This is a genomic window from Delftia sp. PE138, assembly GCF_018320755.1.
Classification (GTDB): Bacteria; Pseudomonadota; Gammaproteobacteria; order Burkholderiales; family Burkholderiaceae_C; genus Comamonas; species Comamonas tsuruhatensis.
The window spans coordinates 154916-166714 of the sequence record NZ_JABEPN010000008.1; the positions used below are offsets into that span (position 1 = coordinate 154916).

The following is an 11799-nucleotide window of genomic DNA, read 5'->3' on the forward strand; positions in this document are numbered from 1 at the left end:
GTGGCAACAAATGAGAAAAAGTCTCATTTAGAATGCCAGCACTTCGTCCCGCCCTGCCCGCCTGCCTTTCCTCCCCGCTTGCTTGTATGACACGCCATCCGACTCCTGCCGCCTGGCTGGGCCTGGACCTGCACTGGGCCTATGGCAGCCTGCTGCCCGCCATCTGGCGCAGCACGCGCTGCATCCACCGCGCGCAGGATGTGCTGCATGACGCCTTCGTGCGCTACGCCCTCAGCGGCCGGCACGAAGGCATCGCCCAGCCGCATGCCTACCTGCGCGTGGTGGCGCGCACCGTGCTGGCCGACCTGATGGCGCATGAGCGCCGCTTCGTGCCCCTGCCCGAGCTGGCAGGCGAGGCCGGCGCCGCGCAGCACCCGGTGGCACGCGCGGACGAAATCGCCTTGCAGGAAGCCTTCACGGCGCCTTCGGCCGAGATGCTGGCCGACCTGCAGCAGCGCCTGGGCGCCGTGCAGCGTGTCATCCAGGGATTGCCTGCGCGCTGCCGCGAGGTGTTCTGGCTGTGCAAGGTGGAAGGCCACTCCCAGCCCCAGATTGCCGCCATGCTGGGCATCAGCCTGAACATGGTGGAGCGCCACCTGATGCGCGCCCTGCTGGACCTGCGCGCCGCACGCGAGCTGCTCGCGCCATGAGCACGCCGCGCGAGGAAGCCGCGCGCTGGTTCATACGCATGCACCGGGATGCGGGAGCGCGGCCGGGCGCCGCCGATGCCGCTGCCTGGCGCCGCTGGATGGACGCCGACCCGCGCCACGCCGCCGAATACGCCGCCTTCGAGGCGCTGTGGCAGGACTTCGACTCCACGCCCCGCACCGAGGCCCTGGCCACGGCGGTGGACACCGCCGCACGCCAGCGCCGCAACACACGCAGCAACACGCGCCGCGCGATCATCACCCGCGGCGTGCTGGGCGTTGCCGGCCTGGGCACGGCGGGCCTGCTGGCATGGCGCGGCTGGCTTGAATGGCAGGACACCACCGTGTTCGCCCTGGCCCGCGACAGTGCGATTGGCGAACGCATCGTGCTGAACCTGCCCGACGCCAGCGTGCTGACCCTGGGACCGGCCAGTCGCATCGCCACGCGCTACACGCGCCGCCAGCGCGCCGTGGTGCTGGAGCAGGGAGAGGCCCTGTTCGACGTGGCCAGGGATGCAGACCGCCCCTTCACCATCGCCGCCGGCCAGGCCCGCATCACCGTGCTGGGCACGCGCTTCACCGTCAACCGCCTGCCGGGACTGGTGCGGGTGGGCGTGGAGCATGGAACGGTGCGTTTGGCGGTGAAAGGTGGTGACGGAGAACCGTCCTTGCTGCTGCAGGCTGGCGAAGTGGGGGAACTGCCGGACGAAAGCGCCGGTGCCGCCCCCGGTGCCGCACCCGGAGCCGATGGCGCCCACGCCAGCCCCCTCCCCCGCCGCGTGCAACGCGATGCGCGCGACAGCTTCTCGTCCATCGAACGCGGCCTCATCGTCTTCGACAGCGCCGGGCTGGGCGAGATCGCGGCCACGCTGTCGCGCTGGCGCCGCCAGCCCGTGCGTGCGGCCGTCGCCGACGGCACGGGCGGGCCGCGCATCACGGCCGCCGTGCAGCGCGCCGATGTGGAGAGCTTCCTGGACGCGCTGCCGCGCATCGCCGCCGTGCGCGTGCAGGAGCGCGACGGCGCCACCTGGCTGGCCCCGCGCAGCACGGCGCCGGAAAAAATCCGGAAAAACTGAAAAAAAGCGGCCAACGCACATCAGGGATCCGGCGGGCTGCCCCGTCATACAGGCGAGCACAACCGATACCCAGGAGAACGTTCCCGCCATGCCCGCCCGCCCTCTTTCCTCCCGCCCGGCACGCGCCTGCCTGTCCCTGCTCGCCTGCGCGGCGGCCCTGGCCTGCACGCCAGCCCTGGCCGCCCCTGCCGACATCGACCTGCCGGCCCAGCCGCTGGCCGACGCCATCAAGGCCCTGGCGCGCGCCACCGGCACCAGCATCGCGGCCGACAGCGCCCTGCTCGCAGGCAAGACCGCGCCCGCCGTCCAGGGCCGCCTGGAGCCGGCCGAGGCACTGCAGCGCCTGCTGGCCGGCAGCGGCCTGCAAGCCTCTGCCCAGCCCCGGGGCGGCTGGCTGCTGCGCCCCGCCCCGGCGCGCCCGCAGACCGCGCTGGACGAAGTGCGGGTGACGGCCACGGCCCTGCGCGACGGCCGCACGGAAGGCACGGGCAGCTACCGGGCGCCCTATGCCAGCGCGGCCACCAAGATCGAGCTGACGGCCCGGGAGACGCCGCAGTCCGTATCCGTGATCTCGCGCGCACGGCTCGATGACCAGAACTTCGTGGAGCTCACCGAAGCCGCCAAGGTGGTGCCCGGCATCGTCGTGCGCCGGCAAAGCAGCACGGGCGGGCGCAGCGACATCCTCTCGCGCGGCTACCAGTCCTCCACCTACCAGCTGGACAGTCTCACCGTCAGCGGCAATCCGGCCACCCAGGAAACGCTGGACCTGGCCCTGTTCGACCGGGTCGAGGCCCTGCGCGGGCCGGCCGGGCTGTTCTCGGGCGCGGGCGAGCCCAGCGTCATGCTCAACCTGGTGCGCAAGCGCGCCCTGCCGGACTACCAGGGCCAGGGCTCCATCGGCCTGGGTTCGCGGGGGCGCAAGCGGGCCGAGGTGGATGTCACCGGAGCGCTGTCCGAAGATGGCCGCCTGCGTGGCCGGGTGGTGGCGCTGCACGAGAACTTCGGCAGCCCCGTGATGGCCATGGACGGCCACAAGCAGGCGCTGTACGGCACGGTGGAGCTGGACATCACTTCCCAAAGCACGGTCTCGGTGGGCGCCACCTGGCAGCGCGGCCGGGGCAACTACGACACCGGCCTGCCCGCCCACGCCGACGGCAGGCTGGCCCCCATTCCGCGCGACGTGGCCATTGCCGCCGACTGGGGCCGCGCCGCGCCCGAATCGCTGGCCGGCTTCATCGAGTCGGAGACGCGGCTCGACGGCGGCGGCCTGTTCAAGCTGGCCGCGCGCCGTGTGCTGCGCCAGCAGCGCGACAAGTACATCAACGGCTACTCGGCCGTCTCTGACACCGGCATCAGCCGCTTCACCCAGGCCCAGACCGTGGACCGCGACTACGCCGACACCACGGCCGACATCTACTACAGCACGCCCTGGCAATGGGCCGGGCAGACGCACCATTTCATCGCGGGCGCGGACTACCGCAGCTCCAACATGCACCTGCGCATGCTGCGCGGCGCCATGAACACGCCGGCCGACCTGTTCCACTACGACCCCTCCTCCATCCCCGAGCCCAGCTTCAAGCCCTTTGCCGACGACACTACGCGCACCAGCCTGCGCGGCGTCTACGGCCAGTTGCGCATCAAGCCCACGCAGGCCCTCACCCTGGTGGCGGGCGCGCGCAAGAGCTGGTGGAAGACAGAAACCTCGGACCGGCTGCAGAACACGCGCTCGGGCTACGAGGTCGATGGCCAGTTCACGCCCTTCGCCGCCGTGCTCTTCGATCTGAACGACAGCTGGACGCTCTACGCCAGCCAGTCGCGCATCTTCCAGCCGCAAAGCGGGCGCCTGGCCGGTGGCGGCCAGATCGCCCCGCGGGAGGGCCGGCAGGTGGAAGCCGGCATCAAGGGCAGCCTGCTGGACGGACGCCTGAATGCCACCGCCGCCGTCTACCGCATGCAGGACAGCAACCGCGCGCTGGCCGATCCCGCCGACGCCGCCTTCGTCATCCCCGCAGGCAAGGTGCGCTCCGAAGGCTTCGAGGCCGAGGTGGTCGGCTCGCTGTCGCCGCGCTGGGACGTGGCGGCCAGTTACGCCTACATGCGCTCCAAATACCTGCAGGGCACCGTCACGCAGACGGGCACCGACTTCAGCACCATGTCGCCGCGCCACAGCGTGAACCTGTGGGCGCGCTACCGCGTGGCCGGCCCCGTGGCCCAGGGGCTGGAGCTGGGCGCGGGCGTGCGCGCCGTCAGCGAGTTCTACGACACCCTGGGCACCGTGCGCTGGCGCGCGGGCGGCTACGGCGTCTGGTCCGTCTACGCCGCCTACCCGCTGACCCCCCAGGTCAAGCTGGCCGTGAACATCGACAACCTGTTCGACCGGGTCTACTGGGAGCGCGTGGGCACGGCCACGCGCAGCAACTACTACGGCCTGCCGCGCAGCATCATGGTCACGCTGCGCAGCAGTTTCTGAAGGTGCCCAGCCGCGCGCCGAGCCACCCTGTCAGCCCGCCATGCAGCCCAAGCCTCGCTGCAAGGAGGTGGCAACATGGGCGGCGCGCGGCGCCAGAGCCTCCTGCCCACCTGGGGCTGGCCATCGCCCGGGGCATTTCCATGGTGGCAGACATCTGGTACAGAAGGCTAGGGCGCGGACACCGAGCTCGCCGAGTGCCTGCCTCTGGCACCATAGGCTGGTCCGGACATCGGGCCGCAACCTGAGGCAGGCAGGCCATGCACGATGCGACGGGTGGTATTCATCGGCACATCGCTGCGTGCGGCATTGCCGGTAGCCACCTGGTATCCGGTGATGGCCGTGTGCAGTTCACCGCCGGGCTGGCACGATGGCAAGCCCACGCTGTCACAAAAGCCAGCCACGGTTTCGGGAATAGGCTCTCCGCGCAAGAAGGGCAGATTGGGCCTGGCGGCGAAACGATTGAGCGCCTGCGTGATATCTATCCAGCGATACAGCAACTTGACTTGCTCGATGCGCTCATACGCCTCCTTGTCCAAGGGTGCCAGGCCATCGATGAAATGCTGGGCCAACAGCGTGCCGGAAGCAGCGATGCGGCCCGTGAACTTTTCATCTGCCGGCGTTTCCCCGGGAACGACACTGACACCGCGCAGCCATGCGGCGGCTCCGGGCTCAAGCGCCTCGAATGCTGCATCGACCTGCTCTCTCAGGCCATGGGCATCGGCAAGCCGCGCTGCTCGCGCCAACGGCCAGTTCCAATAGCGCCCTGAACTCACGTCGACCAGGCTGCCGGCCGCCTTTGTCAGCGCCAACTGGACCTCTCGTATGGCCCGCCCTCTACGGCCCTGCGGTGAATTGCGCAATGTATCCCACGATGCAAGCTCCTTTTCGCTGAACGCGTGCTTTGCCAGAACCGGGAGCATTTCGCGCACGGCTACCGAATAGGGCTCCGGCGGCAGATCGGAATATGCTTCGCCTGTCATCCAGCGCAGGACTTCCGTGCTTGCCGCAACCATTGCTGGCGCAGCTTGCTGGGGAAACTTCCGATCCAGTGCGGTGCAGCGATCCAGCAGCAGTACACGGCGCGCATTATCGTGAGCCATCAACCAGAGATCTACACCGTACGCCATGTTTTCCCGCATGGCAGCCGAGCCATCCAGGCCATGGGGAACCTGAACGGACAGTGCCTGGGCCTGCGCTGGACTCGCTGCCACCAGGCAAGAAAGCAGCGGCACAATGGCCGCTGCATACAGGGATGCACACGCGGTGTGCAAGCTACGCATACCGAATGTGAAGCGCTTTGTATTTTGCATTCCTGCATTCTCGGCCAATTGCACGTGCCCTCCGTCCACATCATCGCTTGGTTTCCTGCGTTGCGGCCTCTTCTTCACGATCCGGTGCGTGGCATACCGATGCCGCTTCACTTGATCATCTGGCAAGCCACTGCCGAATTGAAGCGGATGCTCTTTCCTGAATTGCCGATGTGCAATTCATCGGCCGAGCACACCATCAAGGTGGTCTTCTTGCTGGTCTCCTTGAAATAGGAAGCCTCTTCCGTGCTCGCGAATTCATTGATCTTGCTCACGCCCAGTTTTTTGGCCATCTGCTTGCCGGATTGCCTTTTCAGATAGACCGAGATCTTTTTCTCGCCATCGGAATCCGTCACATCGGCCGCCAGCACTTCATCGCCGAATCATCGCGCCAGACTGCGCACTGCATCACCGCAATTCATCCGCTCCTGCATTGGCTGCAGGGTCAGGCGGGTTTGCCGCTGTCTGCTGCCTCCCCTGGCGCAAGCGCTCCAGTGCAGCCTGCCACATCCCACCGGCCCGGCAGCCTCTAGAGTGACGGCACACCGTCGGCACGACGGATTGCCGCACGCACTCAATTTATCGATTTCATAGAACAATTCCTGGAAAATAATTCACTGGAACAGTGCAATACATGCCACTACGCTTGTGGCATGCAAGACCGTTTTCTGATCGAGCGCATCGAGGCGCGGATCCTCGACATTCCCACCATCCGCCCGCACAAGCTGTCGTTCGGCTCCATCAGCCGGCAAAGCCCGGTGATCGTGCAGCTGTGGCTGCGCAACGGGGCCACGGGCTTTGGCGAGGCCGCCACCATTGGCGGCCCGTCGTGGAACGAGGAATCGCCCGAGAGCATCCACCATGCCATCGCCAACCACCTGGCGCCCAGCCTGATCGGCCAGGACGGCGCGCGCTTCGAGGCCTGCCTCTCGCGCATGGACCTGGCCTGCAAGGGCAATGCCTTTGCCAAGAGCGCCGTGGAAATCGCGCTGCTGGACGCCGTGGCGCGCAGCCTGCAGTTGCCCGTGTGGCAGTTGCTGGGCGGCAAGCAGCGCGACAGCCTGCCCCTGGCCTGGACGCTGGCCAGCGGCGACATCGAGCGCGACCTGGCCGAGGCCCATCTGCGCCTGGAGCAAAAGCGCCACCGCATCTTCAAGATGAAGATCGGCGCGCGCACGCCCGAGGCCGACGTGGCCCATGTGAGCGAGATCGCGCGCGGCCTGCAGGGCCGCGCCACGCTGACCGTGGACGTCAACCAGGCCTGGGACGGCGCCACGGCGCGGCGCTTTCTGCCGCAATTGATCGATGCCGGCGTGACCCTGATCGAGCAGCCCGTGGCCGGCTGGAACGTGCCCGCGCTGCGCGAGCTGACCGCCACGCTGCACGGCGCCCTGGTCATGGCCGACGAGAGCGTGTGCACGCCCTACGACGCCATGCGCCTGGCGCGCGAGCAGGCCAGCCATGTGTTCTCGCTCAAGGTGGCCAAGCACGGCGGCCTGCTGCGCACGCGCAAGGTGGCGGCCATTGCCCAGGCGGCCGATATCGGCTGGTACGGCGGCACCATGCTGGAGACCTCGATCGGCTCGGCCGCCTCGGCCCATGTCTTTGCCACGCTGGGCGGGCAGCACTACAACTGCGAGCTGTTCGGCCCCCAGCTGCTGGTGGACGACATCGTCACCGAGCGCATGGCCATCCGCGACTTCGAGCTGCAACTGCCCGACGGGCCCGGCCTGGGCTTGGAGATCGACCTGCAGCAGTTGGCGCGCTTCGACCGCGCGCTGGCCGGCAGCCAGCCGCAGCACTTCGACATGGGGCAGGCCCGGACCGGGGCTGCGACCTGAATTCCTTTCATTCCTCCTGGAGACAAACATGCTTTACCTGGTCCGCATGGACGTGAAGATCCCCCACGACCTGCCCGCCGACGTGGCAGCCGAGATCAAGGCCCGCGAGAAGGCCTATTCCCAGCAGCTGCAGCACGACGGACGCTGGCCCCACATCTGGCGCGTGGTGGGCGAGTACGCCAACTACAGCGTGTTCGACGTGGCCTCCAACGACGAGCTGCACGAGCTGCTGCAGGGCCTGCCGCTGTTCCCCTACATGGACATCCAGGTCACGCCGCTGGCCCGCCATCCCTCGGCCATCGCCTGAGCACAGCCCAAACCAAGACCAAATTGTTCGGAGACAACTGAAGTGAATGTGAAACGCCGTTTTCTGACCGCCGCAGCCGCAGGCCTGTGCCTGTCCGCCGTGATGCCCGCCGCCCATGCGCAGGCCCCCGAGGCCAACTGGCCCAGCAAGCCCATCCGCTGGATCGTGCCCTTCCCGCCGGGCGGCGCCATGGACGCCATCGCGCGCACCCTGGGCGAGAAGGCCGGCCGCACGCTGGGCCAGCCCTTCGTGATCGAGAACCGTCCCGGCGCCGGCGGCAACATCGGCGCCGACTTCGTGGCCAAGCAGCCCGGCGACGGCTACACGCTGATGATCACCTCCATCGGCATGGCCACCAACAAGCCGCTGTACCGCAAGCTCAGCTACGACCCGATCAAGGACTTCGCCCCCGTGGGCGTGCTGGCCGTGGTGCCCAACATCCTGGTCACCAACTCCACCCAGCCCAACGTCAAGAGCGTGGCCGACGTGGTGGCCGCCGCCAAGGCCTCGCCCGGCAAGCTGACCTATGCCTCGGCCGGCAACGGCACCTCCATCCACCTGGCAGGCGAAGTGTTCAACTCGCTGGCCGGCGTGGACATCCTGCACATCCCCTACAAGGGATCGGGCCCGGCCGTCTCCGACCTGCTGGGCGGACAGGTCAACTACATGTTCGACTCCATCACCTCGGCGCGCCCGCACATCCAGTCGGGCAAGCTGCGCGCCCTGGCCGTGACCACGGCCAAGCGTTCGTCCAGCATGCCCGACGTGCCCACCATGGAAGAGGCCGGCATCAAGGGCTACGAGGTCTCGCCCTGGTTCGCCGTCTTCATGCCCGCCAGCACGCCGCCAGCCATCGTCAAGAAGCTCAACCAGGTCTTCGTGGCCGAGATGAAGCAGCCCGACGTGCTCGAACGCTTCAAGGCCATCGGCGCCGAAGTCGTGGGCTCCACGCCCGAGGAAGCGGCCAGGCACCTGCAGGCCGAGTCCGTGCGCTGGACCAAGGTGATCACGGAGCGCAACATCAGCATGGACTGAGCGCTTCTCTTTTCCAGGACATCCCATAAAACCACGAGGAGACAAACATGTCCGAACTGTCCCAGGACCAGCTGCTGAATCTGGTCAACAGCAAGCAGATCGCCCCTGGCAGCGACCGCGTGCGGGCGCTGACCCAGCGCATCGTCAGCGATCTGTTCCACACCATCGACGAGATGGATGTCACGCCCGACGAGTTCTGGGCCGCAGTGGACTGGCTGGGCCGACTGGGGAGCAGCGGCCAGCTGGGACTGATCACGGCAGGCCTGGGCTTCGACCGGCTGCTGGACATCCGCAGCGACGAGGCCGATGCGCGTGCCGGCCGTGCGGGCGGCACGCCGCGCGCCATCGAAGGCCCGCTGTTCGTGGCCGGTGCACCGCTGTCGCAAGCGGAAGCGCGCCTGGACGAGGGCGAACCCCAGGGCGAGGTCTTCGTGATGGAAGGACGGGTGCTGGATCTTGACGGCCAGCCTCTGCCGCATGCGCTCATCGATGTCTGGCATGCCAATGTCCAGGGCGGCTACTCGCACTTCTTCCCGGGCATGAAGCCCTACGAGCTGCGCCGCCGCATAGAAGCCGACGACCAGGGCCGCTACCGCTTTCGCAGCTATGTGCCGCCCGGCTACTCCATACCGCCGGACAGCCCCACCTCGGAACTGTTCGACGCGCTGGGACGCCACGGCCATCGTCCCGCCCACATCCACTTCCTCGTGGTTGCACCCGGCATGCGCACGCTGACCACCCAGGTCAACCTGCCCGGCGATACCTACCTGGACGACGACTTCGCCTTCGCCACGCGCGACGGCCTGATCGTCGAGCTGGAGCGCGGCGTGGCGCCGGCCGGCTACGAGACGCTGGGCGTGAACGCGCCTTTCGTCCGCACGCGCTTCGACTTCGTGCTGCAGCCCGCAGTCAGCGAAGGCGAGTCCTTGCCGCTGACCACGCATGGAGCGTGTGCGCGCCTGAGGCTCCGCCACCTTCCGGGGCCTTCCGGCCTGCCATTTTTTTTCGCTTCGTCCGTTCCACAGCAGGCCGCCCCTTGGAGTGCGGCCTGCTTCACCGCATCCGCTTCCCACACCATGTCCAGCCTGCATCGCATCGCCGCAACCCTGCTGACCGCCACCGTGGCCCTCGTGCCCGCCCTGGGCCACGCCCAGGCTCCGGCAGCCTTTCCTTCCAAGCCGGTGAACATCGTCGTGCCCTACGCGGCCGGCGGCCCCGTGGACAACCTGGCACGCGCGCTGGCCACGCGCCTGAACAAGGTCTGGTCGCAACCCGTGGTCATCCTCAACCGCACAGGCGCCAACGAGATCATCGGGGCCGAGTACGTGGCCAAGAGCGCACCCGACGGCTACACGCTGTTCGCCGCGACCGAAGCGTCGCTGACCATGAACCCGCACCTGTACAGAAAGCTGCCCTACAACCCGCAAAAGGACTTCGCCCCCATCTCCCGCCTGATCAGCGTGCCCATGGTCTTCTTCGTGCCCCAGAGCTCCAAGGCCGGCACGCTGCAGGAGTTCATCGCTCAGGCACGCCAGGCAGGCAAGACCAAACCGCTGACCTATGGCTCATCGGGCGCGGGCGGCATCGTGCACCTGCCGCTGGCCATGTTCGCCAAGCAGGAAGGGCTGGAGATGGTGCACGTGCCCTACAAGGGCGCCGCACCGCTGATCCCCGAAGTCATCGCCGGCCAGATCGACGCAGCGGTGCTGGGCGTGTCGGTGATCGAGCAGCACATCAAGTCCGGCAAGCTCAAGGCCCTGGCCGTGTCCTCGGAGACACGCAGCATCGCCCTGCCGGATGTGCCCACCTTCAAGGAAGCCGGCGTGCGCGACATCCAGGCTGTCTTCAACATCGGCCTGCTGGCACCGGCTGGAACGCCGGCGCCCCTGGTGGAGAAGATCGCCGCCGATGTGCGCCGCGTGCTGCTGGAGCCCGAATTCCGCAAGACCCAGGTGGACGCGTTCTCCTACGTGGCCGTGGCCTCCAGCCCCGCCGAATACCGCGACTTCCTGGCGCGCGACTACCAGGTGCAGGGCGAGCGCGTGCGCACCTCGGGCGCCTCGCTGGATTGAACCGGACGGAGTCCGTTCAGCTCTGGACTGCGGTGCGCTTGGCAACCACGTGCACCGCAGCCGCAGGCCTGCGCCCCCAGTTCATCAGCGCCGTGCCGGCCACGGCCATGCCGCCGCCCAGCACGATGCTGGCATCGATGCTCTCGCCCAGCCACAGCGCCGACAGCGCCACGCCGATCACGGGCACCAGGGTGATGTAGCCCGAGGCCGCGCCCGCGCCCAGCGCCTTGACGCCGTCGAAGTACCAGGCATAGGCGAGCGCCGTGGCGCCGAAGGCCAGGAAGGCCAGCGCACCCCAGGCGGTGCCGTTGCCAAGCACGGCAGCCTGCAGGCCGGCCGGCCCTTCCACCACCAGGCTGGCCACCAGCAGCATGGCCGCGCCCATGGTCGAGGTCACGGCCGTGGCCGATAGCGCATCGACGCCTGTGAGCAGCCAGCGGCCGATCAGGGTGTAGGTCACCCAGCACACCACGCAGCCCAGGATCAGCAGCTCTCCGGCGCCCACCGATCCCTGCAGCAGCGCCAGCGGCTGGCCATGCGAGATCACCACCACGGCGCCGCAGGCCGCCAGGGCCATGCCCAGGGCAATGGTGCGGTTGAGCCGCTCGCCGAACAGCCAGACCGCCAGCGCCAGCGTGAGCACGGGGTTGAGCGTGATCACCAGGGCCGCCTTGCCGGCCGGCACATGCTGCAGCCCCATGAGGAAAAAGGCCGCATAGCCGAACACGCCCGTGGCGCCAGCGGCCGCCATGCCCAGCCAGCGCCTGGCGCTCCAGTGCCTGAGACCGGCCATGCCGCCGGCCCAGTACAGCCAGGGCAGCAGCACGGCGGCGGCCAGCAGGAAGCGCAGGCTGGCGGCTGCCAGCGGCGGCATGTTCTGTGCCACCACGCGGCCCGCAGGCCAGGAAGCGCCCCACAGCAGGGCCATGCCGACAAGCCGCAGGTGGGGACCGAAGAAGCGTTGAAAATTCATGGCGCGTACTATGTGCTCATATTGATTCATAGACAAATGAGCGAATGCTCATGACCTGGACACCGTGATCC

General features: G+C 68.1%; 9 protein-coding genes and 2 pseudogenes. 8 read left to right on the plus strand and 3 right to left on the minus strand.

Features of this window, described 5'->3' with window-relative positions; all coding sequences use genetic code 11:
- Positions 1 to 86: 86 nt before the first annotated feature.
- From HFGMBDPB_RS23900 to HFGMBDPB_RS23910, 3 genes are all read left to right on the plus strand, one after another.
- The gene (locus HFGMBDPB_RS23900) at positions 87 to 650 is read left to right on the plus strand and encodes an RNA polymerase sigma factor (RefSeq protein WP_034366104.1); all 564 of its coding nucleotides are present in this window, start codon (positions 87 to 89) and stop codon (positions 648 to 650) included.
- The gene (locus HFGMBDPB_RS23905; protein WP_212646438.1) at positions 647 to 1723 is read left to right on the plus strand and encodes a FecR family protein; all 1077 of its coding nucleotides are present in this window, start codon (positions 647 to 649) and stop codon (positions 1721 to 1723) included. The genes HFGMBDPB_RS23900 and HFGMBDPB_RS23905 overlap by 4 nt, the downstream gene beginning before the upstream one ends.
- Before the next feature lie 88 nt (positions 1724 to 1811).
- Positions 1812 to 4193, plus strand: coding sequence for a TonB-dependent siderophore receptor (locus HFGMBDPB_RS23910; protein ID WP_212646439.1), 2382 nt, complete (start codon positions 1812 to 1814; stop codon positions 4191 to 4193).
- A 167-nt stretch (positions 4194 to 4360) separates the two neighbouring features.
- Here HFGMBDPB_RS23910 and HFGMBDPB_RS23915 read toward each other — a convergent pair whose 3' ends face one another.
- Together HFGMBDPB_RS23915 and HFGMBDPB_RS23920 are read right to left on the minus strand one after the other, a co-directional pair.
- Complete coding sequence (locus HFGMBDPB_RS23915; protein ID WP_212646440.1) at positions 4361 to 5503, minus strand: hypothetical protein; 1143 nt, start codon at positions 5501 to 5503, stop codon at positions 4361 to 4363.
- A 107-nt stretch (positions 5504 to 5610) separates the two neighbouring features.
- Complete coding sequence (locus HFGMBDPB_RS23920; protein WP_212646441.1) at positions 5611 to 5871, minus strand: hypothetical protein; 261 nt, start codon at positions 5869 to 5871, stop codon at positions 5611 to 5613.
- A 282-nt stretch (positions 5872 to 6153) separates the two neighbouring features.
- On the opposite strand from HFGMBDPB_RS23920, the gene HFGMBDPB_RS23925 reads away from it, so the two are divergent.
- From HFGMBDPB_RS23925 to HFGMBDPB_RS23945, 5 genes and pseudogenes are all read left to right on the plus strand, one after another.
- A complete protein-coding gene (locus HFGMBDPB_RS23925; RefSeq protein WP_043790607.1) occupies positions 6154 to 7341 on the plus strand; it encodes a muconate cycloisomerase family protein in 1188 nt (395 codons plus the stop codon).
- Positions 7342 to 7369: 28 nt separating this feature from the next.
- Positions 7370 to 7648, plus strand: coding sequence for a muconolactone Delta-isomerase (gene catC, locus HFGMBDPB_RS23930; RefSeq protein WP_012203794.1), 279 nt, complete (start codon positions 7370 to 7372; stop codon positions 7646 to 7648).
- 42 nt (positions 7649 to 7690) lie between these two features.
- Positions 7691 to 8683, plus strand: coding sequence for a Bug family tripartite tricarboxylate transporter substrate binding protein (locus HFGMBDPB_RS23935; protein ID WP_046984479.1), 993 nt, complete (start codon positions 7691 to 7693; stop codon positions 8681 to 8683).
- 47 nt (positions 8684 to 8730) lie between these two features.
- Positions 8731 to 9646 (plus strand): annotated as a pseudogene (locus HFGMBDPB_RS23940) (dioxygenase family protein).
- Between the two features lie 278 nt (positions 9647 to 9924).
- Positions 9925 to 10755: pseudogene (locus tag HFGMBDPB_RS23945) on the plus strand (Bug family tripartite tricarboxylate transporter substrate binding protein); the annotation flags it as partial.
- Between the two features lie 16 nt (positions 10756 to 10771).
- Here the strand turns inward: HFGMBDPB_RS23945 and HFGMBDPB_RS23950 are convergent.
- Positions 10772 to 11728 carry a DMT family transporter gene (locus HFGMBDPB_RS23950; protein ID WP_202758654.1) on the minus strand — a complete coding sequence of 319 codons (957 nt, stop codon included), beginning with the start codon at positions 11726 to 11728 and terminating at the stop codon, positions 10772 to 10774.
- Between the last annotated feature and the right edge of the window lie 71 nt (positions 11729 to 11799).